This is a genomic window from Bacillus sp. TH19 (assembly GCF_016651075.1).
Classification (GTDB): domain Bacteria; phylum Bacillota; class Bacilli; order Bacillales; family Bacillaceae_G; genus Bacillus_A; species Bacillus_A mycoides.
Genome location: NZ_JAEKEO010000007.1, coordinates 1,226,229 through 1,252,633, shown reverse-complemented (window position 1 = coordinate 1,252,633; position 26,405 = coordinate 1,226,229). Strand labels below are relative to the sequence as shown.

Here is a 26,405-nt window from a genome sequence, read left to right as displayed (position 1 = left end):
TCGCCAACCTTATCATACAAAAAGAAATGATCCTGACAAATAGGATCATTCCATTTTATCATATGCCTCAATAATACGTTGCACTAATGGGTGTCTCACAACGTCCGTTTGTTCCAATGTTATGAACGAAAGACCTGATACACCAGATAAAATATTAGCAGCAATAGAAAGACCTGACTTTACCCCTTTTGGCAAGTCTACCTGTGAGGGATCCCCCGTAATAACCATTTTAGAACTAAAACCTAATCGTGTTAAAAACATTTTTATTTGAACACCAGTTGTATTTTGCGCCTCATCTAATATAACAAATGAATCATCCAGAGTACGCCCTCTCATATAAGCAAGAGGTGCAATTTCAATTACACCACGTTCCATCATACGTTGTGTATATTCTTGTCCAAGAATATCATGTAACGCATCATATAGTGGACGTAAATACGGATCTACTTTTTCTTTCAAATCACCTGGCAAAAACCCTAAGCTCTCTCCAGCTTCTACAGCAGGTCTTGTTAAAATAATTTTCTTTACATACCCTTGCTTTAAAGCTCTCACAGCCATTACTACGGCTAAGTATGTTTTTCCTGTCCCAGCAGGTCCTATCCCAAATACAATATCATTCTTTTTCATTGCATGAATATATCGTCTTTGCCCCATCGTTTTCACACGAATGGATTTACCTTTTGCCGTTTTAAAAATTTCCTCTTCATATAATTCTTCGAATTGAGCAATTTTCCCTTGTTGCCCAAGCTGAATCGCATACGCAACATCTCTTTCCGAAATTGATACACCTTTACGGATAACAACAAGTAACTGTTGTAAGATTTTTTCTACGAGCACCACAGTTTCATCTGCCCCAGATACACGAACAGATTCTCCTCTAGTCACAATCGATACACTAAGTTCTCGTTCAATTACTTTTAAATGAGCATCATTTACCCCAAAAAGAGCGATTGCTTCGTTGGGATTTTCCAATTGTTGGTTCATTTCTACTAATTGTTCTGCCATTACTCAGTCTCCTTGAATATCGGATTCAGATATTGGTTGTGGCTCTGCAATATTTTCAATCACTGTATAATGTAATGTGACCTTTAGGTGATCCGCCTCAACCTCTTTACTCAAAATGTTATCACTTACAATCATAGCATGTTCATCCAATTTTTTCTTCAGTTCTTTTTCTGCCATTTCTTTCGCTACTTTCATTGCTTGTTTTTCGGTATATTCTCGGTTCGCTTCTTCCTCTTCTCGTACAATATCTTTCTCGTATGCAATTGGTAATGTAAATCCAAATAATTTCACATCATGTTTTACACTTTCAGTACGAGAGCGCTTATACTTATCCTGTAGAAATCCCCATATTTTTATTTTAGTACTCCCAAATTTAAGGAAATGTTCATTGTATGAATTACCAGTATACACTTGAAATTGTGTCTTTAACGGAACATCCACCTCAGATTTATACCACGTTTCTCCATATACAATCCCTTTAGCCGAAACAACTGTCGGATTCTCCTCATTACCATACATCCCGGATACGAGAAGTTGCCCCTTTTCCACATGGTCATTTTTCATGACAACCGGCTTCCCAACTTCCACAAATGTTTTTGTAATAATCCCTTCTTTTTTTGCTACTAAGTTTTGTGGCTGTTGTTCACTTTCTTTTTTCGGCTCATTTTTTTCAACAATCTTAAAATGATATGTTGTCCCTCTTATTTCTAATCCCGCCCAAGTAATCGCATTAATATTGTCTGTCAAATGACGTTGAACATCTTCTACACTCGGCATTTGGAATTGTAATTTACCTTTTTTTATACCCATTTTGTCCAATTCTTTCATCAATATATATTCTGTTTCAGGTTTTGCTCCTGTAATTTCAATTTTCCACACCATATTTGACAATGCGATCATTCCGAAAAAAAATATTAAAAACCCAATTAAAAATCCACTATTTTTAATTACACGCTTATTCCAAAAAGGAAAACCGTAACGTCCAATAAAATATAATTTACATTCATTTTTTCTATAAATTGGTTTTATCTTTTTCACATCTCGTAATAACATACAAAAAACTAACGTTTCATCAGCTATCTTCTTTACATCCCAAACGAGTACTTTCTTCCGCACACACTCGTTAACAAAGCGTTCCGCTCCTCTACCTTCAATTCGCACCTTTACATACCCAAGCCATTTTATAAACCATTTATTTTTCATCGACTATCTCCACTACCTTTCTAAAAGTAGATACACTACTTTTCAATTCGATTATCAAACTAGCTCGTACTAAAATTTTAATTAGCAGATTCCTTGATCCTCACTAATTATTAACCTTCACGAGCCAATTTTTTACGTGGAACTCAATTCCCACCTATCCTCTTTGTACGAACCGAATATTGAGGCCAGAACGTTACCGCCTGTTAATACAAGGTAACGAAGAAAAACTTCACAAACGGAAGTTTCTCCTCACTCCTCTTTCTTTTCATTTTCTAAAAACGTCACTTGTTCAATAATCCCTTCAAGCAACAGTTCTTCTGGAAGGATTGTTTTAATAACAAAGGATTGACCTTTAATTAATAATTGACCATGTTTCAATAGCAATCTTACCTCTTTATCTGAAAACACTAATAATCCTCGATGATTTTCTATATAGATATGTACTTGCCCAACAAGCGTGATCCGAGGTAGATCCATTAACACATCCACTGGCAGGTCTATTTGCTTCGTTAACCAATTCTTCATTTGTTCTATTTTTTTCATCTCAAAAGACCCCCTCTCATCCCATATGTATGAAAAAAGAGCTTGTAATATCACGTCCAAACTGAAAAAAGCATAAAAAAACGTCTCATACGAAATGAGACGCTTTTTTATGCTAATAGCTGGATAACCAGCTTATTCACAAGTGATCCGTCTGTTTTACCTTTTACTTTCGGCATAACAGCAGTCATCACTTTACCCATATCTGCTTTAGATGTAGCACCAACTTCAGAAATAACTTGCTTAATTATATCCGCTAGTTCTTCTTCTGTTAATTGCTCCGGCAAATATGCGCTTAAAATCTGAATTTCACTTTGCAGTTTATCAACAAGGTCTTCACGACCAGCTTTTTTAAATTCAAGGAGGGAGTCCTTATACTGTTTTACTTCACGAGCTAAAACTGTTAATTCCTCTTCTTCAGTAAGAGTATGTTGCAGTTTAATACCTTCATTTTGTAAAGCAGCCTTAACCATACGAATAACGGTTAATTTTTCTTTTTGTTTATTCTTCATCGCTTGTTTCATATCATCGTTTAAACGACCGAGAAGACTCATAACTTACACCCTCTCTTAGAACTTACGCTTTCTTGCCGCTTCAGATTTCTTCTTACGTTTTACACTTGGCTTTTCATAAAACTCGCGCTTTCTTGCTTCAGCAAGTGTACCAGTTTTAGAAACCGATCTTTTAAAACGGCGAAGTGCATCCTCCAAAGACTCGTTTTTACGAACGACTGTTTTTGACATTCTCTTTCCCTCCCTCCGAAACATCACACTTACATACTAATTTCAGCATGCAAAAAGAAACCCTTCTTCAGCATGTCTTTTACGATTATAATACATTTTATCACTTCAGGTCAACTATTTGGCAGAATAAAAGAAGAATAGATGCCCTTACCTGTTCAAAAGCTATGTAGATAGCTATTATCCTTTTCCCCTGAAGACAACTATATTTTTTATCATTACACCTTTTTTAATACAAGAAAGCATGCAAATCGTTTCCGTTTGCATGCTTTTTTATCCCGCTATTTGCCAGGACAGTAAGACCCCCACCTCAAAATTCAGCGAAAGCAAAGAACTTAGGCAGGGGTCAGGCTGATAATCAGCGGGGATGAACACCCCCCACTGATTAAAGTTTCATTTTATGCGCTTGCTGATTCTTTTTTTACATCATCTTCAAGAACACGAACAAACTGCGCTTCGTTATATGGATAACCAGCTTTTGTAATTTTCACTTTTACTAGCTTACCAATCAATTCTTCAGATCCTTCAAACACAATTTTTAAGTAGTTATCTGTATAACCTACATATAAACCTTCACGGTCACCATCTTTAAATGTCTCTTCCGGAATGATTTCAAGTACTTCACCTTCAAATTTAGAAGCATACTCTTTCGCTAATTGATTTGATAGCTCAATTAGACGGTGAACACGATCGTTCTTCACGTCTTCAGGAACTTGATCTTCCATACGTGCTGCTGGAGTACCTGTACGTTTCGAATAAGGGAAAACGTGTAATTCAGAGAAACGATTCTCTTTAATGAAATTGTACGTTTCCATGAATTCCTCTTCTGTTTCGCCTGGGAATCCAACAATTACGTCTGATGTAATCGCAAGACCTGGTAACGCTTCTTTCAAACGATCTAAACGCTCTTGGAAAAATTCCATCGTATACTTACGGCGCATACGTTTCAATACAGTATTAGATCCTGACTGTAATGGAATATGCAAGTGACGTACAACTACTTCTGATTTATCTAACACTTCAATTACTTCATCAGAAATTTGACTCGCCTCAATAGAAGAAATACGAAGGCGTTTCAATCCGCCTACTTCCGCTTCCATATCGCGCAGTAATCCAGCTAAGTTATACTCTTTTATATCTTCACCGTATCCACCTGTATGAATACCTGTTAATACGATTTCTTTATAGCCCGCATCTACTAATTGCTGCGCTTGTTTAATAACTTCTTTTCCATCACGAGAACGCATTAAACCACGCGCCCAAGGAATGATGCAAAATGTACAGAAGTTATTACAACCTTCTTGTATTTTTAAAGATGCACGTGTACGGTCCGTGAAATATGGTACATCGAGCTCTTCATATACACGTGTTTTCATAATATTGCGGACAGCATTAATCGGTTGACGCTCTTTACGGAATTCTTCGATGTATCCTAACATCTTCTCACGATCTTGCGTACCAACAACAATATCTACACCTGGAATCGCCATAATTTCCGCTGGAGATGTTTGTGCATAACATCCAGTTACACAAATTACCGCATCTGGATTTTGACGTACAGCACGTCTAATTACTTGACGGCTTTTTTTATCTCCAGTATTCGTTACTGTACATGTGTTAATAACGTATACATCCGATTTTTTTTCATATTCAGTTCTTTCATAACCACCTTGTTTAAACAATTGCCAAATCGCTTCTGTTTCATAGTGGTTTACTTTACAACCTAACGTGTGGAACGCAACAGTTGCCATTGATTATCACCCCATCAATTCAAAATGATAAGAAGCGGCACTTAACGCATAAAGCGGAGCCGTTTCTGTTCTTAAAATTCTTGGTCCTAAACTACATGGTACAAATTTATGTTCACGAAGTGCGGTTATCTCTTCCTCCGCTAAACCGCCTTCTGGTCCAAATACAATCAGCAGCTTTTGGCCTGGTTTAATCGTCGCTAAAGCTTTCGCAAAGTTAGATTTCTCACCTTGTTTCGCTTCTTCTTCATACGCAACAAGGCAAACATCATACTCGCTACTCATCGACAGCAGTTGTTTAAATGATGAAGGAACGTGTACTTCTGGAATTTCACTTCTATGCGATTGTTCCGCAGCTTCTTTTACAATTTTTTTCAAACGCTCAACTTTTTTATCTGCTTTTTTCGCATCCCACTTTACAATAGATCGAGATGCTTGAAATGGTAAAAATGCAGCTGCCCCAAGCTCAGTTCCTTTTTGAAAAATTAACTCTAGCTTGTCTCCTTTCGGCAGTCCACTTGCAATCGTCACGAACACAGGAAGTTCGCTTGACGCCTCTACCCATTCTACAATAGTGGTATCCACAAATTCACTGGTAATTTCAGCAATTGAACACTCTGCTGTTTTACCATTTACACAGCAATAAATGTGGTCACCAGCTGACATACGCATCACTCTTGCGATGTGATGGACATCATCACCCATTATGCGAATACTTGTCTCATTTACATATTTCTCTTCTACAAAATAACGTTGCATATAATCACCTTAGTAGAGTTTCGTTCCTTTCGTAAGTCAACACTTACGAAAAGAACGAAACGTTATCATTTTCATATAACAAACGGCAAGTCCCTCACCTTATACGGTGAGAGACTCCCCTGTTCTTTATAGACTAAAATCTATATTACGCATTTCGTGCAATAATTGCTACCCAATCTTCCATTCGAAGTACTTCTTCAATTGAAAATCCAGCTGTTTCTAACGCTTTAGAAATTATTTTTTCTTTCGCCCCAATAATACCAGATGTAATAAATAATCCACCTGGCTTCACAACTCTCGCTGCATCTTCAGGGAATAGAAGAATAATTTCCGCTAGTAAATTTGCTACGATTAAATCAACCGGACCTTCAATACCTTCTAATAGACTATTCTGTCCAACATTGACAATGTCATCTGTTTTATTTAAGCGCACATTCATTTCTGCACTTTCAACTGCAACTGGGTCTAAATCATACGCTTGAACAGAAGCCGCACCTAATTTTGCCGCAGCAATACTAAGTACCCCCGAACCTGTCCCCACATCAATCACAGTATCACCTGGCTGAACCGTTTTTTCTAACGCACGAATACACATCGTCGTTGTTGGATGTGTCCCTGTACCAAACGCCATACCTGGATCTAATTCAATAATTTTTTCATCTGGAGAAGACGGTGTATACTCTTCCCACGTCGGCACAATTGTGAATGTATCAGAAATTTGAACTGGATGATAATACTTCTTCCAAGCAGTAGCCCAATCTTCCTCATCGACTTCATTAATTGTAATAGTTCCTTTACCAATTTCGATGTCGAAAGATGGTAGTGCATCAATAGATGATTTTACACCTGCAACCGTTTCGTGTAAAGAATCCGTTTGTGGGAAATATGCTTTTACCAAAACACCCTCACTTGGATATTCATCTGGGTTAAGTGCATAAATCTCACCGTATTGTTGCTTGCGCTCTTTCGTCAACTCCGCTGGGTCCTCAATCGCAACCCCGCTAGCGCCTGCTTCATGCAAAATATGAGAGACAGCTTCTACTGCTTCTTCTGTTGTATGAATACTAATTTCTGACCATTTCACAATTTACCAACTCCATTTTTTATTTCCATTATTCCCCTTTAAAAGCACGTTTAAGCTTTCTGAATAAGCTATCATCCTGCTCTTCTTGCCCTGCAAATTCACGCAATAAATCTTTTTGATGTGAAGTTAATTTCGTCGGCACAACAACACGAACGACTACATATTGATCTCCTTGACCATATCCACGTACGTTCGGAGCACCTTTTCCTTTTAAGCGGAATTCTGTTCCTGTTTGTGTTCCTGCTGGAATTTTCAGCTTCACTTTGCCATGAACGGTAGGAACTTCTACTTCCGCACCAAGTGCCATTTGCGCAAATGTTATTGGCATTTCGCAAATAATGTGATCCCCTTCGCGTTCAAAGAATTCATGATTTCTCACATGAACAACAACATATAAGTCACCTGCCGGTCCGCCATTTACGCCTGCTTCACCTTTTCCAGATACACGAATTTGTTGACCATTATCGATACCCGCTGGAATTTTAACATTGATTTTTTTACGTTTACGAACTTTACCAGAACCATGGCATGTCGTACATTTCTCTTTAATCATTTGACCTGTTCCTGAACAATGTCCACAAGCTTGACGGTTTACAATACGCCCAAATGGTGTATTTTGTTCTACACTTACTTGCCCTGATCCTGAACAATGTTTACATGTTTCTTTTGAAGTCCCTGGTTTCGCTCCACTACCCTTACAAGTATCACATGGATCCTCCACTGGAATCTCAACGTTTAATTCTTTACCAAAAATAGCTTCTTCGAACTCTAAAGTAACTTGATATTGTAAATCAGCACCTTGACGTGGAGCATTTGGATCACGACGTCTTCCGCCGCCACCGCCAAAGAATGAACTAAAGATATCTTCGAAACCGAAGCCACCGCCGAAGTCTCCTCCGCCACCGAAACCTTGATTCGGACCAGCGTGACCAAATTGATCATACTGCGCGCGTTTTTGATCGTCACTTAATACTTCGTATGCTTCTTGTACTTCTTTAAACTTTTCAATTGCATTTTCTTCTTTACTTACGTCTGGATGATATTTTTTAGCCAAACGACGATACGCTTTTTTAATTTCATCTTTTGAAGCGCCCTGGCTAAGTCCAAGGACCTCATAATAGTCTCGTTTATTCATAAATTTACAACCCCCGAATCTTTCACATAAACGTAATTTTAACACCGAAAGAAAGTGCTTTGCAACAAAGTTTCCTCACTTACAGTATGCAAAATAAAAAACTTAAGATCCTCACACATTTCTTCTTATTCGTGAAAAAAGCCAAAGCCAAGGCACGCTTGACTTTGACTTTTTGTCATCTTACTTATTTTATTTCACTGTATTACTTGTCTTCTTTTACTTCTTCAAACTCAGCGTCTACTACATTATCTTTTTTCGCGCCAGCGTCTTGTGCTCCTTGTGCACCTTCTGCTTGCCCTGCAGCCGCTTGAGCTTGCTCGTATAATTTAACAGTTAATTGTTGTACGATTTCTTGAAGAGCATCTTTTTTCACACGGATTTCTTCAAGTTCGTTTTTCTCGATTGCCGCTTGTAATGCTTCTTTCGCTTCCGTTGCTTTCGCTACTTCAGCTGCATCTACTTTACCTTCTAAATCTTTTACAACTTTGTCTGTTTGGAATACAAGTTGGTCAGCTTCGTTACGAAGTTCAACTTCTTCCTTACGTTTTTGGTCAGCATCAGCATTTGATTCAGCTTCTTGTACCATACGATCTACTTCTTCATCAGAAAGACCTGAAGAAGATTGGATTGTAATAGTTTGCTCTTTGCTTGTACCTAAGTCTTTTGCACGTACGTTAACGATACCGTTCGCATCAATATCGAATGTTACTTCGATTTGTGGAATTCCACGTGGTGCTGGCGGAAGGTCTGTTAATTGGAAACGACCTAACGTTTTGTTGTCAGCTGACATTGGACGCTCACCTTGTAGTACGTGAATGTCTACCGCTGGTTGGTTATCCGCAGCTGTTGAGAATACTTGTGACTTACTTGTCGGAATTGTAGTGTTACGCTCGATTAGTTTCGTGAACACACCGCCCATAGTTTCGATACCTAAAGAAAGTGGAGTTACGTCTAATAATAGAACGCCCTCTACATCACCAGTAAGTACGCCACCTTGAACTGCAGCACCTAATGCTACAACTTCATCTGGGTTTACACCTTTGTATGGCTCTTTACCAGTTTCACGTTTAATTGCTTCTTGTACAGCTGGGATACGAGTAGATCCACCAACAAGGATAACTTTATCTAATTCGCTTGGAGCAAAACCAGCGTCTTTTAATGCACGACGAGTTGGCTCTAATGTTCTTTCAACAAGACCAGCTGAAATTTCTTCGAATTTAGCTCTTGTTAACGTTAATTCTAAGTGTAATGGGCCAGCAGCTCCAGCACTAATGAATGGTAATGAAATTTGTGTTTGTGTTACACCAGAAAGATCTTTCTTCGCTTTTTCAGCTGCATCTTTCAGACGTTGAAGTGCCATTTTATCTTGGCTTAAATCAATGCTATTTTCTTTTTTGAATTCAGCTACTAAATGATCGATGATAACTTGGTCAAAGTCATCTCCACCAAGACGGTTGTCACCAGCAGTTGAAATAACTTCGAATGTGCCATCTGCTAACTCAAGGATAGATACGTCAAATGTACCGCCACCTAAGTCATATACTAAGATTTTTTGCTCTTCATCTTGTTTTTCTAAACCGTAAGCAAGTGCTGCGGCTGTTGGTTCGTTAATAATACGCTCAACTTCTAAACCAGCGATACGACCAGCATCTTTCGTTGCTTGACGCTCTGCATCGTTGAAGTATGCAGGTACTGTAATAACAGCTTTCGTTACTGTTTCACCTAAGTATGCTTCAGCAGAAGCTTTTAAGTTTTGTAAAATGATTGCAGAAATTTCTTGAGGTGTAAAATCTTTACCTTCAACTTCTACTTTGTAGTCTGTACCCATATGACGTTTAACAGACATGATTGTATTTGGGTTTGTAATTGCTTGACGCTTCGCAACTTCCCCAACTTGACGCTCTTCATTTTTGAAAGCTACAACAGAAGGTGTTGTACGATTTCCTTCTGGATTTGGGATAACCTTTGGTTCTCCACCTTCCATAACAGCTACACAAGAGTTTGTTGTACCTAAGTCAATACCGATAATTTTACTCATGGCGAATCCTCCTACTTTTATGTAAATTATTGATTTACTTTTACCATTGATGGGCGAATCACACGGTCTTTTAGTTTATAACCTTTTTGGAATTCTTCAACTACCGCGTTTGATTCAAATTCACTGTCTTCCACTTGCATAATAGCTTGGTGTTCATTCGGATCAAACTGTTTACCAACAGCTTCAATCGCTTCAACACCTTCCTTAGTCAACGCTTCTAGCAATTGACGATGCACCATTTCCATACCTTGTAACAAGGATTGCGTTTGCTCGTCAGTCGCTTCCACTTGCATCGCTCTTTCAAAATTATCAAGAGCTGGCAAAATATCTGAAACTAGACTTTGTGCTCTATATTTATCAGCAGCCTGTTTATCCATTTGGACACGGCGCTTATAATTTTCAAAATCAGCTTGTAGACGTAATGTGCGACCTTCCGTTTCCGTTAGTTTCGCTTGTAACTCATCTACTTTTTCTTGTAAAAGAGCAGCCTCACTTTTTTCTTCTACAGTTTTTTCACTGTTTTCTGGCGTGACAGCTTCTTCAACTTGCGCTTCTTTCACTTCTTCTACCACTTGTTCGTTACGCTCTTCCACAATTTTCACCTCCTTAAAAGGTATTAGGTATCATGTTTAGCATGATTACCTAAGCATTATATATTACACACAGCAATGAAAATTTCATCACTTGAGCGAATGTATTACTCTCATTTACTTTTTAAGTCCGTCTGTAAATTGTCTTGTAAATAACTGCAGTAAACTAATTACACGAGAGTATTGCATTCTCGTCGGACCTAAAATTGCAATTGTTCCAAGTTGCTCTTCTCCAATCGAATACGTTGCAGAAATCAAACTGCAATCCTCCATTGCCGTAGAAGAATTTTCTCTACCAATTTTCACTTGAATTCCGACTTGTTTATGACGCAAAATGTCATAAAACGCAGCCTCATTATCAATCATCGTCAGCAAAGATCTTACTTTGTGAATGTCATGGAACTCTGGTTGCGAAAGCATATTTGCTTTTCCTCCAAAGTATATCTTTTCCGATAAAGGGACTTGAAATGTACCATCTAACATTTTTATTGCACTATCGTAATTATGAACATACCCACGCAAGACTGTAACAATCTCTTTAAAGATTTTATTATGAAGTTCTGCCATAGGTATACCAGATAGCTTTTCATTTAAAATATTAACCATTTTTTCTAAATCTGATAAATCAACAGATTCCGGAACGGTAATCGTTTTACTTTGCACATGCCCTGTATCTGTTACAATAATAGCGACTGCTGTTTGACGATCAAGCGGTACAATTTGTACATTTTTAAGTTTATTTGTGCTCAATTTGGGACCAAGAACAATGGCCGTATAATTCGTAAGCTCTGATAAAATTTGAGCTGATTGTTGTGCAATTTTTTCTGCTTCAAAAATTCTTTCAGCAAATAAATCTTTAATTTGTACAATTTCATCGGTCGGTAAGTTTTGCGGCGCTAAAAGATGGTCTACATAAAATCGGTATCCTTTTTCAGAAGGAACACGCCCAGAAGAACTATGCGTTTTTTCAATAAATCCTAGTTCTTCTAAATCAGCCATTTCATTTCGAATAGTAGCTGAACTAAACGTAATTTCATCTTTCTTAGCCAACGTCCTCGAACCAACTGGTTGCGCTGATCCAATAAAGTCATCAACAATTGTTTGTAAAATTAAGAGCTGACGTTCCGTAAGCATCTCATCATCACCTCTGTTAGCACTCTTTGTCTTCGAGTGCTAAATCTATTAATAACTTACCAAAATTGACATTCAATTGTCAACGGAAACGTCACGAAATAACAAAAAATTTTCGCGCTTATGGCACATTTAATTAATCAATCAAAAATGACTGGAATACTTCATTCCCTAATAGTTTCCCTTTCCTCGTTAAACAAACATGTCCATCTCTGTTTTCAAGTAATCCTTGTTCTTGATTACTTTGTAACTGCTTTGCAAAAACATGGTCCATCTCCACATTAAATTTCTTTTGGAATTCTAACTTAGAAACACCTTTTGTTTTTCGAAGTCCTAAGAACAACTCTTCTTCCATTTTTTCTTTCTCTGTCACTGGGTGAACATCTAAATATGGAAATCCTGTCTCATCAATTTTAGTGAAATATTGCTTGAGCGGACCTACATTTTGAATTCGTTCCCCGTTCACATAGCTATGCGCTCCAGCTCCAAATCCATAATACTCTTCATTATTCCAGTATGTGAGATTGTGTCTACTTTCATTATTACCTTTTGAGAAGTTACTAATCTCATACTGGTTATAACCATGTTTCTCCATTTCATCCATTACCATTTCGTACATTTTCGCTTCATGGTCTTCACCTGGAAGTCTTAATTTCCCTTTATTCATTAAGTTATAAAATACAGTTTTCGGTTCCACAATTAAGGAATATGCCGAGAAATGTTGTACACCAAGCGTAAAGGCAATGTCTAATGTTTCCTTTACATCTTCTATCGTCTGTCCTGGCAGAGCATAAATTAAATCTACATTAATATTTGTAAAACCAACTTCCTGCGCTTCTCGAATTGCTACGAATGCATCTTCTCTCGTATGCCTGCGTCCAATCTTCTCAAGTAGCTCATCACGAAACGTTTGCACACCAAAACTAATTCGGTTTACTCCACCTTCTAGCAATACGTTCAACTTCTCTTTCGGTAAATCACCTGGATTCGCTTCAAATGTTAATTCACAATTCGGCGCAAATGGACGTAAACGGCGGTTAATGATGTCGAGTAGTTTTTTTGTTTGCTCCATATTTAAAGCTGTCGGAGTTCCTCCGCCAACAAAAATCGTTTTCATACTTTCAAACGGTACTTTTTGAACCGTATTTATTATTTCTTTCTCTAAATATTGTAAGTATTGATCAACCGGTTGGCGTTCAATAAATACTTTATTAAAATCACAATAGTGACAAATATGCTGACAAAATGGAATATGAATATATGCAGCTTGTACCAAATATAACTCCTACCTTTCTAAAAAGAAAACCTCCGCACTCCGGAGGATTCTTTACTTCTCTACTGTATTACGGATTTGTTCCATTCGCATTTTTCCCCAATCATACATCATTTCAACGATCGGTAAAAGCGACATACCTAATTCCGTCATATAGTACTCAACACGCGGAGGAATTTCCGGGTATACCGTCCGATCAACAATCCCGTCCTCCATTAACTCTTTCAATTGATTTGACAACACTTTATGAGAAATGCTCGGGAACAGACGTTGCAATTCACTAAAACGATGCGGACCTTCCACACCTAAGTGCCACAATATCACAACTTTCCACTTCCCACTAATTATAGAAAGCGTCAGTTCCTTTTCGCAATTAAAATTACCTTTTTGTATTTTCTCTCGAATATCTTTTCGAATATTTTCGGACATTAATAGTCTCCTAACTCTATATCAATCACTAAAAAGCTCTCTCACTATTGTAAATGAGAGATGATAAGATGTCTAAAAAGTAGCATATAAAAAAGAAGCCGAACGAACGGCTTCTACTTTTATCACGATTGGTGCGGGCTAATAATTAGCGAAGAATAGAAAAATCTCCACTAATTATAGTTCACTCCATTAGTTATCATCCATTTTCAGTACAGCCATGAATGCTTCTTGCGGCACTTCTACAGAACCAACAGACTTCATACGTTTTTTACCTTCTTTTTGCTTATCAAGAAGTTTACGCTTACGAGAAATGTCACCACCGTAACATTTTGCAAGTACGTTTTTACGCATCGCCTTAATTGTAGAACGAGATACAACTTTATTTCCGATAGTCGCCTGAATTGGCACTTCAAACTGTTGTCTTGGAATTAATTTCTTTAATTTCTCTACAATTACTTTACCACGGTCATACGCTGAATCACGATGTACAATAAATGATAAAGCATCCACTTGTTCATTATTTAAAAGAATATCCATTTTCACAAGTTTAGATGGTTTATAACCAATTAACTCGTAGTCAAATGATGCATATCCTTTCGTATTTGATTTCAATTGATCGAAGAAATCATATACGATTTCTGATAACGGGATTTCATATGTCAATGTAACACGTGTTTCATCTAAATATTGCATATCAATAAACGTTCCACGTTTCCCTTGGCAAATTTCCATTACAGCTCCAACATAGTCATTCGGAACCATAATTGCAGCCTTCACAAACGGCTCTTCTACACGATCGATAGTCTGTGGATCTGGCATATTAGATGGATTATCAACAATAAAATCTTCACCGTTTGTTAAATACACTTTATAAATAACACTTGGCGCTGTTGTAATTAAGTCAATCTTGAATTCACGTTCAATACGTTCTTGAATAATCTCCATGTGAAGAAGCCCTAAGAAACCACAACGGAAACCAAAACCTAAAGCTTGAGATGTTTCAGGCTCAAATTCAAGAGCAGAATCATTCAATTCTAGTTTTTCTAAAGCATCACGTAAGTCGTTATAACGTGCAGAATCGATTGGATATAAACCACAGAATACCATTGGGTTTAATTTTCGATACCCTTTTAACGGCTCTGCAGCCGGACGTTTCGCATGTGTGATCGTATCACCTACGCGTGTATCACCTACGTTTTTAATAGATGCTGCCAAGAAACCTACATCACCTACCGTTAACTCGTCACGTTGCGTCGTTTTCGGTGTAAACACACCTACTTCTGTTACTTCAAATTCTTTTCCAGTTGCCATCATACGTACTTTATCGCCAACTTTTACCGTTCCATTTACAACACGGATATATGCAATTACACCACGGTACGGATCATATAAAGAATCGAAAATCATACATTGTAACGGCTCTTCTGAATCACCTGTTGGAGCTGGTACCTTTTCAACGATTTGTTCTAAAATTTCTTCAATACCAATGCCAGCTTTCGCTGAAGCAAGTACAGCTTCCGATGCATCTAAACCAATTACATCTTCTACCTCTTGACGTACGCGTTCTGGGTCTGCACTTGGTAAGTCGATTTTATTAATAACTGGTAAGATTTCTAAATTATTATCAAGCGCTAAATATACGTTCGCTAATGTTTGCGCCTCAATTCCTTGCGCTGCATCCACTACAAGAATTGCACCTTCACAAGCCGCTAAACTACGAGATACTTCGTACGTAAAGTCGACGTGTCCTGGAGTATCGATTAAGTGAAGAATATACTCTTCACCGTCTTTCGCTTTATACGTTAGTTGTACTGCATTTAATTTAATTGTAATACCACGCTCACGCTCCAACTCCATAGAGTCAAGCAATTGCGCCTTCATTTCGCGCTGTGCCAACGCGTTTGTTTTCTCCAAAATACGGTCTGCCAACGTTGATTTCCCGTGGTCAATGTGAGCAATGATGGAGAAGTTACGAATTTTGGACTGTCTTTTTGCTCTTTCTTCTTTATTCATCTATGTTCTCAACTCCTAATAGTCTCGCCAATATACACTAGCACTGATTATATCAATAGAGCAGCAAAGATTCAATGAAAACTCGTGCTGCTTACAATACAAATCACTCTATTATATCTTATGCGAACAAACCATAAGAGACAAACCTTTTTCAAATTAAAAGACAGCTCTCTTACAAACATAAGACAACCATCCTTCCTGCTACCCTTAACTAAAAATTCCTTTTATTGCCCCAACAACTATATCTGTTCCAAACTTTGTCATATCACGAGCAACACTTGCTATCGCCATACCGATACCTTCTACAACATTAAAACTTCTTAAGCTTTCTAACTGTTTTTGTTTTTCAATAGTCGAAAACGTCTCTCCCGAAATTCCGGGTTCAGCCCCATCGCCTTCTGTTCCTGTCATATGAGCAATTTGTTCATATGACAGCTGACGATATCCCTTCATACTTTTTAGACCATGATTAGCGAGTCCCACTCCAGCTATCATCATAAGCAAACATAAGACTGTACCGCATATACATAACAGCGTAAATTGACTCAAGCTATTTCTGCCTCTTTCCATCAATGTGTATATGCCCCTGTATTATCCTGATCAATCTGATGATGCAGCGCTGCATTTAAACCGCTGGCTATTACATTTGCCATATCCTCAATAAACGCATCTACTTCTTTTGGAGTTACCATTAAATTATGACCAAGAGGAGATAACACTTCATAAATTAACTTTCTCTTTTCTTCTTCTTCTAACGTACCAATAGCTCCTAAAAACATATTTCGACTCTTTTCATCTGGCATATCTTCTTCTGTTAATTTTTTCTTTTCTCCAAATGTAAAACCTGCTGGCAATAAAGAGCGTGACGGTTTGTTTCCTTCTTTCAGTTCCCGGCCAAAATGTTTCAAAATAAAATCAATTGTATCACTCGTAATCGAAACAGCATCTACCACAGTTGGCACACCAATTGCGATAACAGGAATACCTAATGTTTCTTTACTTAGTTCCTTACGCTTATTCCCAACACCAGATCCTGGATGAATTCCTGTATCAGAAATTTGTATCGTACTATTTACTCGTTCAATAGAACGCGCAGCTAATGCATCAATTGCGATGACAAAGTCTGGTTTTGTCTTCTCAATAATTCCGTAAATGACATCGCTCGTTTCAATCCCTGTAATTCCCATTACCCCTGGACGAATAGCACTAACAGGTCTAAACCCTTCTTCCACACTTTCAGGCTGCAATTTAAACAAATGTCTCGTCACCAATACGTTCTCTACAACTATCGGTCCGAGTGCATCCGGCGTTACATTCCAATTCCCAAGACCTACGATTAAACAACTCGCTTCTTTTGAAACTCCAACCTCTTCTAAGAAATAAGAAAATTCTTTTGCAAAAATACGCTCTACCTTTTGCTGAAGTTCCGTATCTTGTTGTCGTATGCCTTGCACCTCAAGAGTTAAATAACTTCCAGGTTTTTTCCCCATCGACTCAGATGCAATTTCATCAATAGTTACTTTTGTAATTGTAACTCCCTCTTCTTCCCTCTCTTTTACAATAACTCCCTGTATCCCTTTTTGTTCTTCTTGGCGCTCTTGTAGCATTTGGTGCGCCTCTACAGCAAGGTCAGTTCTAACACTATATTTACTTAAATCTAATGGTTCTTTCATCGTATCTCCTCCGTAATTCATAGTAAATATCGTTAGATTTCCCCAAGTTATATTAGGTCATTCTTTCCTTTACGTGAAATTTCATTGATATACTATTGCAATTCTCTTCACCGTTTGATAAAATATCACTTGTTCTATGTAAGAATCGAGTCATTCGATTGCACCAGGGAGGTGAAAAGTATGGCAAACATCAAATCTGCTATCAAACGCGCTAAACTTAGCGAAGAGCGTCGTTCACATAACGCTTCTATCAAGTCTGACATGCGTACTGCTGTTAAAACTGTAGAAACTTTAGTTACTAATAACGATCTTGAAAATGCTAAAGAAGCTTTCAAAACTGCTTCTAAAAAACTTGACAAAGCAGCTCGTAAAGGTCTTATCCACCAAAACGCTGCAGCTCGTCAAAAATCTCGCTTAGCGAAACAAGTAAACGCGTAAGGCGTTTAAAAAACGATCCATTCGGATCGTTTTTTATATACACAAAAAAGTTCACGTACTAAGTACGTGAACTTTTTTGTGTCACTACATATGATTTAACCGCATTAAGAAAAACTCAAGCACAAGTTTCTTATCCATCTTTCCAGTCTTCATACTATAATCAGCTTCCGCCAATTCTATAATAACTTTTTTTAATTCTTCAAAAGAGAAAAACTTCGTTTGATTCATCGCCAACTTTACCCGGTACGGATGTACACCAATATGGGACGCGATTTGATTTTGTCCGTAACCACGCTGTTGCAACTCTTTCACTTGATGTAGCAAGCGGAACTGACTTACTAATAAAGCGAGCAGTTTAATCGGTTCTTCCTGCTGTGTAAATAATCCGTCTAAAATTTGCATCGCACCAGCGATATCTTTTTTTACCACTTTTTCTGTTAAAGCAAACACGTTTTGCTCAACAGATTTCGGCACAAGTTCCGTGACAAGTTTTGGCGTAATTTCTCCGCCCATACCGACGTATAACGTTAACTTGTCCATTTCCTTCGCCAACATTGTTACATTACTTCCCACAAGCTCTAACAATAAACTAACAGCTGCATTATCAATATGCACATGCACCTCATCCGCACGAGAAACAATCCACTTCTGAACATCCTGCACTTGCATCGCATTTGCTTCTATTACATCCGCTGTTTTCTTTAATAGTTTTGTAATTTTTTTTCGTTCGTCTAATTTTTCATAAGGCGCAACAAAAACAAGAATAGAAAAAGGAGATGGCTCCCCAATATATTCTTCTAAAATTTTTATATTTTGTTCTAATTTTTCTTTTTGTGCCGTTAAAAATAGTGGTGATTTTATTAATATAACTTTACGCTCTCCAAAAAAAGGAAGCGTATGCGCATCCTCAACTACATCTTCTAAATACGCTTCTTCCAAATCGTATGTCACAACATTAAACTCTCGATCTTCCTCTTCAAGCGCGTACGTTGTAATAAGCTTTATCGTTTCATTTATAAAATAGGCTTCCGTTCCATACAGTACATACAACGGAGCGAACTGTTTCTTTTTAATCTTCTTATGTATATCACTCATATTTTTTCCTACTCCCTAACTTGGCAATATATATTTATACTAATGCCCTAGCTTTTGTTTTACAAGTACAAAGGGACGGTCTTTATAACCCGCCCCTTTATTTATATAAAACGCCACGCAATAAGCCCCGGATTTCTTATTGGTGTGCGGTAATCACCTTCCCTTTATTATTTACAATAATAATCTTAGTATAAGTGCCAACTGTTAACATGATTGGAAATGAAAAATTCACGCTACTTAACTAACTAGAAAAAGTATACAAATACTCTATTTCACTTCATATGGAAATTGTAGATTTTTTTCTGACAATATTTTATACTAAAATGGAATGTTGGGGAGGGATTCTAAATGAATGATTTTGAACAAAACGTTCAAAGTAAACGCAATGACGCTATTGATTCAGGGGTAGGATTTATCGTCTCATTTGGTTTTTTCGCAACACTTTTCATTATTGCAACTGTTATTAAATTCATCGGTTCTTAAAGGCTGCTGCTTAACGGCAGTCTTCTTTTTTTCATCTTCTATGTGTTTCATCATATGTGATTTTACTTTGAAAGGTTCCTTTTTCTCCATTAAAAACATAGGAAATAGCACCTTGCTTATCCGTACGCCATATATCAATACCCATCTTCTTAAAACGCTCTATAACTTCCTTATGCGGGTGCCCATACCTATTACGCTCCCCCACAGAAATAATCGCTACAGCAGGCTGTACAAGGCTTAAAAATGGGTCTGTAGACGATGTTTTACTCCCATGGTGGGCAACTTTTAAAATATTAGCCCGCAAATCAGGATATGTTGATACTATAAACTTTTCTCCTTCTTCTTCTAGATCACCCGTAAATAGCCATGTTAGTCCCCCTAGTCTGGCCCATAGTACAATCGAAGAGTCATTTTCTCCCTTTTCTTTCCCCTTTGGAGCTAATACGAAAAATTCCGCTTCATTTACCCTCCACCCTTCTCCTTCTCCTACTACACTTATCTTCACGCTCTTTTCTAACGCCTTTTTCTTCACCACTTTTTCCAATACAGCATCTTGTTCCTTTCTCCCAAATACAACTTCTTTTACAATAATAGATGACAGCAAATCCAGCGCAGCACCTATATGATCCGCATCTCCGTGCGTTACAATTAATTTATCAATCGTTTTTATACCCTCTTTTTGTAAAAAAGGAACAAGAATATCATGCCCAACAGAAAATTCATGCTTTTTCTGTTGCCACGCTTCCTTCTTGACAGAAAGGGCTCCTCCTGTATCAATAAGATAAACCTCTTTATCGTATGGAAGACGAATTAATATCGCATCTCCCTGTCCAACATCAAGAAATGTAACACTCCCACTTTCGCGAAAATATGGATATACATAATGAAAAGTACTAATAAAAAGAAACACACCCACAACTATGCACAAAATTTTTTTCGTTATTACCCTTTCCCAAATCACAAATATACTAACGATACTAAAACAATATATAGCCACAAGAAATAAAGGAGTTTGACCAAAAGTAAGTCGGATGAAAGGGAAACTTTCACAGTAACTTAGAAAATCATTAGAAATGGTTAAACATAGTGAAAGTACATATGCAATTCCTTTTGCGAAAAATGGAATAACCGGCATACATATAAGAATAATGATGCTACATGGCAATACAATAATGGATAGAAAAGGAACATATATAAGATTGAGGAAAATGCTATAAGGAGAAAAATAACCAAAATGATATAACAAGATGGGGGTACTAGCGAGCTGTGAAATTATAGAAATGTAAATAGAATTTCGAACTATCCCATTACTACGCCCTAATAATATCGGCGCAGATAGTAGTAAAGAAAAACTACCTACAAATGAGAATTGAAATCCAATGTTGAAAATAAGATACGGATCGTATATAAGCATACATATAGCCGTTATACTTAAGGCGTCTAGACTAGATAAGCGAACAGAGCATATGAAAGCTACCAATAATAAAACTCCTGTTATAGAAGCCCTCACAACAGATGGCGACGCCCCAGCTATGATCATATACAGAGGAATGCAAACTATAAGGCATACTGTTGCTATCTCTTTCGTCACACCACTTCTTAGCAAAACAAAATACATTATAACCATTAATAATACGATATGCGATCCTGAAATTGCTAACAAATGTATAAGACCAAATTGTTGATATTGCTCTTCTACTTCAAACGTCATTTGTTGTCGATCTCCAAATAATAATGCGTTCATAAATGCACCTGATTGTTCCGGGAACATTTCTGTAACTTTCGAGATTGTTTGTTGCCTGAGAAGGAAAATCCATTGCACGAGTGACAACGATGTTTTTTGACATTCAGAAATGTATGTCACATCAAATATAAAATGTATTTTTTGCTGATATAAATAATTACGATAATCAAAAACATGAAAATTCCGGGCAGTTTGTGGTTCTTTCACCTCCCCTTTAAATGTACACGATATACCTGCATGTAATTGTTGCAACTGCTTCTTTTCCGAAGCAGATTGTATTTTATAATTTAACTGCACTAAGTTTTTATTCTGATCTTCAATTTGAAAAGAGAGACGATCCCCATTAATTAGAGGTGTATTTTGCACGACCCCTCGTGTAACTTCATAGGACTCCCCTAGCGGCTTATTTAGACTCTGAACATACGTGGTGTACATAACGCCACTAAAACACGCTATTATACAAAATATGAAGGTTTTACGCGAAGTACGATATAAACAAAATAAAACATAACAAACGAAACAACAAGCAGCCAACAAATGCGATTCGGAAAAGGTAATTGCAATCCCAATTATAAATGAGATTGCAACATAGCCCCATTGCCCATTCAACTCATACTCACTCCTTATAGCATCATTTTCGCTTTAGTGAATACACGCTGTAATTCTTCCATTGATAAATTATCTTTTTCTAAAGCTACGAATAATTCCTTTAGCTGTAAATGACGCTCTTGTTCCTCTAGCGATGTAATATCGTATTCTAGCGGAACGTGCTTTACTGTTACACTCGCTTGTTCAAATAACTCTACGGCATACGGATGATTTTTATAGTCCTGTGCATAATAAACCGCTGTAACACCACTTTGAATAATCGCCTTACAGCACTGTAAACAAGGAAAATGTGTGACATAAATTTCCGCTTCCTCTGTTTTTGCACCAAATTTCGCACATTGCAATAAAGCATTCATTTCAGCATGAATTGTACGAACGCAATGATTATCAATGACATAGCAACCATCGTCTATACAATGGACACCACCTTTAATTGAACCGTTATATCCACCAGCAATAATTCGTTTATCACGAACGATTGTCGCTCCTACCGCAAGCCTTGTACATGTACTACGTAAAGATAGTAGATGGCTTTGCGTCATAAAATATTGATCCCATGAAATTCGTTCCATATTTTTCACCTTCTTTTTTGTCTACTTGTAGTGTAGCGAAAAAAGAAAAACTTCGTCAATCTTTTATGGAATAATAATTTGATCTTTTATTTTCTCTAAAGACTTCGCACCAATCCCATCAATTTCTAATAAATCTTCTATTTTCTGAAACGGACCATGTTCTTCTCGGTATTTCAAAATACTTTCCGCTTTCCGAGAACCAATGCCTGTTATTTTTTCAAGTTGCTCTTTAGAAGCTGTATTTATTTGCACTTTACCCTCGCTTTTTGAAAAAGTAGTCCCTTCTTGCACTGACTCATTCTTGTTAGGAACATACAGAAGCATTTGGTCTTGGACCATTTGCGCCAAATTCACTTTCTTCACATCTGCATCCGGCAACAAACCACCAGCTTTTTCAACCGCCTCCTTCACCCGGTCCCCTTCCTTCATTTCATACACACCCTCTTTAAAAACCGCCCCTTTCACATCAATTATAATTATTTTTTTCTGCTCCTTTGTATCCAATACTTTCGGTTTACTTTTTTTCTCCACATCTTTTACTTGAACTTCCGTTGTAATGAGCGATCGCTCTGTTTGCTGATTCGTTTTCCAGAAAAAAAGAAAAATCAAAGTGCCAATAATAACCACTAATCCCAACCATTTTTTTGGAAAATCCCACATCATTTTACACCTCTAATCATAAATTTATAACATCATTCATATTGTTTAGGAGAAAGCTGTTACGAAGGAGGGATGAAACATTGAACATAGGAATTATAGGGACAGGGAACATGGGGAATATACTAATCGATGCATTTTTAGAAACCCGTGCTGTCAAACCTTCGTGCCTTACTATTATTAATCGGACGCCTGCCAAAGCATATCATATAAAAGAAAAATACCCTTCTGTTCATATAGCCAAAACAATCCAAGAGGTAATCGAACAATCCCAGCTTATTTTCATTTGCGTAAAACCGATAGACATATACCCTATTCTACAAAAATACGCTGACCATTTTTCAGACGAAGATTGCTTAGTTTCTATCACAAGCCCCATATCTCCATCACAATTAGAAACACTTATACCTTGCCACGTCGCTCGTATCATTCCAAGCATCACAAACCGCGCCTTATCCGGCGCATCACTATTTACATTTGGAAATAACTGCTCTCTAGAATGGCAACAAAAACTACTTCGTCTATTCAAAAACATTTCTACTCCCCTTGTTATAGAAGAAGATATAACGCGCGTTTCATCTGATATAGCAAGCTGCGGCCCTGCTTTTTTTAGTTATTTATTACAATGTTTCATTAACGCTGCTGTAGATAAAACAAATATTACACATGAAGAAGCCACTACTTTAGTAAGTGAAATGGTCATTGGAATGGGGAAATTACTCGAAAAAGAAATTTTCACATTACCTACTTTACAAGAAAAGGTATGCGTTAAAGGCGGTGTTACAGGAGAAGGTATTCGTATTTTAGAAGAGCACGTTGGGGATATGTTTCATAAATTAATCGAACGGACACATGAGAAATTTGATGAAGATTTAAAATGCGTTGAGCAGCAATTCAATAAACACACATAATAAATACGCCATCGTAATCCCAAACCCTTTTTATTAACACTTATCTTTTTCATGCTACATTTTCACTAAAACTAGCATTTTTACACTTTACACATATCATCTTTTTATTTTTCTAGAACTAAAACTACATCTTTTCTATAAAACAAAAGCAACCTTATCGGTTGCTTTTCTTTTATCCATTCTTCTTCGCCATAAAAAAGATGCGCTCTGTTTGTTCTGTCACTTCAATTCGTTCAAAGTCACCTGTGACGCGAAGCACTGTAAACCCAGCTTCTTCAAGCCATTTTGTTAACACTTCAACCGAATACGCACGTTGCACGTGACATTCGTCAAAACGATGATACACATCTTCTTCTGAATCTTGTACAAAGAATGTCAAATCATGTTCCACACTATCTGATTCTTCTCCAGGGAAGCAGTTCCAAATAAGTGATATTTCTTCGCCGTTCACTGTATATGTTTCATTTTGAAATACGTGATGTATTTTATATAAAGAGTGTACATCGAATAAAAACAAGCCATCCTGACGTAAATGGTGGAAAACTCTTCTAAATGTTTCTTGCACTCCATCTTCTTGCAATACGTAATTTAATGAGTCACAAAAGATTGTCACACAATCAAATTCACCAGGAACATCGAGCTCTCTCATGTCTTGTTGGTAAAAAGGAATAAAATATCCTTCTCCCCCCAATTTTTGCTGCGCGACAGTTAACATTTCTTCCGAAAGATCTACACCAATTAAGTCATAACCTTTTCGCACAAGCGGAAGTGTTACGTTACCAGTTCCACATGCTACGTCAAGGATTCTTGCCTCTTTCATAGATGCCTGTTGTAAACTTTCCTCTGTGAATTCCACCCATTTATCATAAGGGACATCATTCATCAGTTCGTCATACAGCAAAGCAAATTGTTCGTATTTCATTGATCTAGCTCATCTGCAATATCTTCACGCGGCACATCGCCCCATAGACGCTCTAAATTATAGTGATTACGCTCATCTTTATGGAATACATGAGCAACCACATCACCAAGGTCTACTAAAACCCAACGTGCTTCATCAAAGCCTTCCATACGTTGTACGTTAATTTCGAACTCATGTGCCTTCGCTTTAATTTCACGTGCAATTGCTTGTACTTGCTTGTCTGAATTTCCGTGACAAATAATAAAATAGTCTGCAATCGGTGAAATACCTTGCATATTTAGTACAACCATATCTTCTGCTCTCTTATCATCAGCTGCTTTTGCCGCTAATACTAATAACTCTTTATCTTTCATTTATTAATTTCCTCCTTGATAACTTCATTGTATGTTTGGAATGTTAATGGATAAATCGTTTGATCTTTTTCCATTAAAAATTGAATTGTTCGCTTTAAAGCAAACAGTAAAGCTTGATTTATATCTTTATATGCGAGTTTCCTCGCTTCTTCCACACCAGGAAACTTACGTCCTGGTTCAATGTAATCTGCTACATAAATAACTTTATCTAACATTGTCATTTTTTCATGACCACTTGTATGATATGTAATAGCTTGTAGAATTTCAGGATCAGTAATGCCTACTTCTTTTTCTACTAAGTATGCCCCAACAGGTGCATGCCATAACTCTTTGTTATAGTGCAGTAGATCCTTTGGCAAAGCTTCTCTCTTAATAATCTCTTCCATTTCTGGAATCGCTCTACATTTTGCATAATCGTGAAATATAGCAGCCGTCTCTGCCTTTTTCTCATCTACACCATATAACCTAGCAAGTTCAATCGCTGTTTCCATTACACCAACCGTGTGTATATAACGTTTTTCATGCATTTGTTGTTTGACAATACTAAGTGCTTCCTCACGATTCATACAACCCATTCCTCTCGATATATACCTGTACTTTTTCGGGGAGTAAATATTTGCACGTTTTCTTCGTCATATATCTCTCACGTAACAGAGAAGAAGAAACTGCAAACTCCGGAATTTCCACTTTTACGATATCATAAGGCGTATGTAATGTATAACCTGGTCTTGCAACTCCAACGAAAGTCACAAGCTTAAGTAACTTTTCAATGTTATACCACTTCGGCAAATACTCAACCATGTCTCCGCCAATAATAAAGTGAAACTGCACATCCGGATACTTCTCCGTTAATTGTACCATAGTATCGTACGTATAAGATGGGCCTTCTCTGTCTAGCTCTTCTAAACAAATTGAAAAGTATGCTTCTTCCTCAATCGCTATTTGCAGCATGTTTAATCGACTTTTCACACTCGTAATGTTACGTCCTTGCTTGTGCGGTGGAACTTGATTCGGCAAAAACCATACCTCTTCCAACCCTAAAGCATGATACACTTCATTTGCAATTAACAAATGCCCATTATGAGGTGGATCAAACGTGCCACCAATAATGCCAATTTTTCTCAAAAGAAACGCTCCTTCCTTTTACATACAGCAACTCTCCCCATACAAATTCGAAGAGAGCCCACTGTTAATAAAAGTTCAATTGGTTTCGCTTTCTACATATCAAGCGTCCATTACGAAATAACTCACGTATATCTT

At 37.4% G+C, this 26,405-nt stretch carries 28 protein-coding genes; 3 read left to right on the top strand and 25 right to left on the bottom strand.

Features of this window, described 5'->3' with window-relative positions; all coding sequences use genetic code 11:
- Positions 1–45: 45 nt before the first annotated feature.
- The 17 genes from JFU54_RS10225 to gpr all read right to left on the bottom strand — a co-directional run bounded on the left by JFU54_RS10225 (position 46) and on the right by gpr (position 17,361).
- A complete protein-coding gene (locus tag JFU54_RS10225) occupies positions 46–1,005 on the bottom strand; it encodes a PhoH family protein (RefSeq protein ID WP_002015189.1) in 960 nt (319 codons plus the stop codon).
- A gap of 3 nt (positions 1,006–1,008) precedes the next feature.
- Positions 1,009–2,208 carry a sporulation protein YqfD gene (yqfD, locus tag JFU54_RS10220; protein ID WP_201038868.1) on the bottom strand — a complete coding sequence of 400 codons (1,200 nt, stop codon included), beginning with the start codon at positions 2,206–2,208 and terminating at the stop codon, positions 1,009–1,011.
- Between the two features lie 249 nt (positions 2,209–2,457).
- Complete coding sequence (gene yqfC / locus JFU54_RS10215; RefSeq protein WP_002067170.1) at positions 2,458–2,751, bottom strand: sporulation protein YqfC; 294 nt, start codon at positions 2,749–2,751, stop codon at positions 2,458–2,460.
- 107 nt (positions 2,752–2,858) lie between these two features.
- Positions 2,859–3,302, bottom strand: a complete 444-nt coding sequence (locus tag JFU54_RS10210) for a GatB/YqeY domain-containing protein (protein WP_000054578.1) — start codon at positions 3,300–3,302, stop codon at positions 2,859–2,861.
- 15 nt (positions 3,303–3,317) lie between these two features.
- Positions 3,318–3,491, bottom strand: coding sequence for a 30S ribosomal protein S21 (gene rpsU, locus JFU54_RS10205; RefSeq protein ID WP_000048061.1), 174 nt, complete (start codon positions 3,489–3,491; stop codon positions 3,318–3,320).
- A 395-nt stretch (positions 3,492–3,886) separates the two neighbouring features.
- A complete protein-coding gene (gene mtaB / locus JFU54_RS10200; protein WP_002067163.1) occupies positions 3,887–5,239 on the bottom strand; it encodes a tRNA (N(6)-L-threonylcarbamoyladenosine(37)-C(2))-methylthiotransferase MtaB in 1,353 nt (450 codons plus the stop codon).
- Between the two features lie 6 nt (positions 5,240–5,245).
- Entirely contained in the window at positions 5,246–5,995 is a 750-nt protein-coding gene (locus JFU54_RS10195; protein ID WP_002015195.1) for a 16S rRNA (uracil(1498)-N(3))-methyltransferase, read from the bottom strand.
- 145 nt (positions 5,996–6,140) lie between these two features.
- Positions 6,141–7,079, bottom strand: coding sequence for a 50S ribosomal protein L11 methyltransferase (gene prmA / locus JFU54_RS10190; protein ID WP_002015196.1), 939 nt, complete (start codon positions 7,077–7,079; stop codon positions 6,141–6,143).
- A gap of 28 nt (positions 7,080–7,107) precedes the next feature.
- Positions 7,108–8,214: a chaperone protein DnaJ gene (gene dnaJ / locus JFU54_RS10185; protein WP_002015197.1), complete on the bottom strand. Its 1,107-nt coding sequence runs from the start codon at positions 8,212–8,214 to the stop codon at positions 7,108–7,110.
- Positions 8,215–8,416: 202 nt separating this feature from the next.
- Positions 8,417–10,252, bottom strand: a complete 1,836-nt coding sequence (gene dnaK, locus JFU54_RS10180) for a chaperone protein DnaK (RefSeq protein WP_002015198.1) — start codon at positions 10,250–10,252, stop codon at positions 8,417–8,419.
- Positions 10,253–10,278: 26 nt separating this feature from the next.
- Positions 10,279–10,845 carry a nucleotide exchange factor GrpE gene (gene grpE, locus JFU54_RS10175; RefSeq protein WP_002165061.1) on the bottom strand — a complete coding sequence of 189 codons (567 nt, stop codon included), beginning with the start codon at positions 10,843–10,845 and terminating at the stop codon, positions 10,279–10,281.
- A gap of 114 nt (positions 10,846–10,959) precedes the next feature.
- Complete coding sequence (gene hrcA, locus JFU54_RS10170) at positions 10,960–11,976, bottom strand: heat-inducible transcriptional repressor HrcA (RefSeq protein ID WP_002015201.1); 1,017 nt, start codon at positions 11,974–11,976, stop codon at positions 10,960–10,962.
- A gap of 133 nt (positions 11,977–12,109) precedes the next feature.
- Entirely contained in the window at positions 12,110–13,249 is a 1,140-nt protein-coding gene (hemW, locus tag JFU54_RS10165; RefSeq protein ID WP_002015202.1) for a radical SAM family heme chaperone HemW, read from the bottom strand.
- Positions 13,250–13,300: 51 nt separating this feature from the next.
- Positions 13,301–13,675, bottom strand: a complete 375-nt coding sequence (locus JFU54_RS10160) for a winged helix-turn-helix transcriptional regulator (RefSeq protein WP_002015203.1) — start codon at positions 13,673–13,675, stop codon at positions 13,301–13,303.
- A 189-nt stretch (positions 13,676–13,864) separates the two neighbouring features.
- Positions 13,865–15,688 (bottom strand): elongation factor 4, encoded by a 1,824-nt coding sequence (gene lepA / locus JFU54_RS10155; RefSeq protein WP_002015204.1) that lies wholly within the window; start codon positions 15,686–15,688, stop codon positions 13,865–13,867.
- Positions 15,689–15,895: 207 nt separating this feature from the next.
- Complete coding sequence (locus JFU54_RS10150) at positions 15,896–16,237, bottom strand: DUF3679 domain-containing protein (protein WP_307838305.1); 342 nt, start codon at positions 16,235–16,237, stop codon at positions 15,896–15,898.
- A 20-nt stretch (positions 16,238–16,257) separates the two neighbouring features.
- Positions 16,258–17,361, bottom strand: coding sequence for a GPR endopeptidase (gene gpr / locus JFU54_RS10145; protein ID WP_002088693.1), 1,104 nt, complete (start codon positions 17,359–17,361; stop codon positions 16,258–16,260).
- 180 nt (positions 17,362–17,541) lie between these two features.
- On the opposite strand from gpr, the gene rpsT reads away from it, so the two are divergent.
- A complete protein-coding gene (gene rpsT, locus JFU54_RS10140) occupies positions 17,542–17,799 on the top strand; it encodes a 30S ribosomal protein S20 (protein ID WP_002088694.1) in 258 nt (85 codons plus the stop codon).
- 84 nt (positions 17,800–17,883) lie between these two features.
- Here rpsT and holA read toward each other — a convergent pair whose 3' ends face one another.
- Positions 17,884–18,894, bottom strand: coding sequence for a DNA polymerase III subunit delta (gene holA / locus JFU54_RS10135; protein WP_002067332.1), 1,011 nt, complete (start codon positions 18,892–18,894; stop codon positions 17,884–17,886).
- A 348-nt stretch (positions 18,895–19,242) separates the two neighbouring features.
- Between holA and JFU54_RS10130 the strand changes: the two genes are divergently transcribed.
- A complete protein-coding gene (locus JFU54_RS10130) occupies positions 19,243–19,377 on the top strand; it encodes a YqzM family protein (RefSeq protein ID WP_000997609.1) in 135 nt (44 codons plus the stop codon).
- Positions 19,378–19,408: 31 nt separating this feature from the next.
- Here the strand turns inward: JFU54_RS10130 and JFU54_RS10125 are convergent, their stop codons facing one another.
- The 3 genes from JFU54_RS10125 to JFU54_RS10115 all read right to left on the bottom strand — a co-directional run bounded on the left by JFU54_RS10125 (position 19,409) and on the right by JFU54_RS10115 (position 22,965).
- Complete coding sequence (locus tag JFU54_RS10125) at positions 19,409–21,730, bottom strand: DNA internalization-related competence protein ComEC/Rec2 (protein ID WP_201064356.1); 2,322 nt, start codon at positions 21,728–21,730, stop codon at positions 19,409–19,411.
- A gap of 14 nt (positions 21,731–21,744) precedes the next feature.
- The gene (locus JFU54_RS10120; protein WP_016100602.1) at positions 21,745–22,302 is read right to left on the bottom strand and encodes a ComE operon protein 2; all 558 of its coding nucleotides are present in this window, start codon (positions 22,300–22,302) and stop codon (positions 21,745–21,747) included.
- Between the two features lie 63 nt (positions 22,303–22,365).
- On the bottom strand, positions 22,366–22,965 hold the full coding sequence (locus JFU54_RS10115) for a helix-hairpin-helix domain-containing protein (protein WP_002143177.1): 600 nt from the start codon (positions 22,963–22,965) through the stop codon (positions 22,366–22,368).
- Between the two features lie 77 nt (positions 22,966–23,042).
- On the opposite strand from JFU54_RS10115, the gene comER reads away from it, so the two are divergent.
- Positions 23,043–23,870, top strand: a complete 828-nt coding sequence (gene comER / locus JFU54_RS10110) for a late competence protein ComER (protein WP_002015213.1) — start codon at positions 23,043–23,045, stop codon at positions 23,868–23,870.
- Positions 23,871–24,042: 172 nt separating this feature from the next.
- On the opposite strand, the gene JFU54_RS10105 is transcribed toward comER, so the two are convergent.
- From JFU54_RS10105 to JFU54_RS10090, 4 genes are read right to left on the bottom strand one after another with little or no spacing between them, the layout of a single operon-like run.
- Positions 24,043–24,792: a class I SAM-dependent DNA methyltransferase gene (locus tag JFU54_RS10105; protein ID WP_002088700.1), complete on the bottom strand. Its 750-nt coding sequence runs from the start codon at positions 24,790–24,792 to the stop codon at positions 24,043–24,045.
- Entirely contained in the window at positions 24,789–25,145 is a 357-nt protein-coding gene (rsfS, locus tag JFU54_RS10100; protein WP_000653209.1) for a ribosome silencing factor, read from the bottom strand. The genes JFU54_RS10105 and rsfS overlap by 4 nt, the downstream gene beginning before the upstream one ends.
- Positions 25,142–25,711 carry a bis(5'-nucleosyl)-tetraphosphatase (symmetrical) YqeK gene (gene yqeK / locus JFU54_RS10095; protein ID WP_002143180.1) on the bottom strand — a complete coding sequence of 190 codons (570 nt, stop codon included), beginning with the start codon at positions 25,709–25,711 and terminating at the stop codon, positions 25,142–25,144. Before yqeK ends, rsfS begins: the two co-directional genes overlap by 4 nt.
- Positions 25,701–26,270: a nicotinate-nucleotide adenylyltransferase gene (locus tag JFU54_RS10090; RefSeq protein WP_002015218.1), complete on the bottom strand. Its 570-nt coding sequence runs from the start codon at positions 26,268–26,270 to the stop codon at positions 25,701–25,703. Before JFU54_RS10090 ends, yqeK begins: the two co-directional genes overlap by 11 nt.
- Between the last annotated feature and the right edge of the window lie 135 nt (positions 26,271–26,405).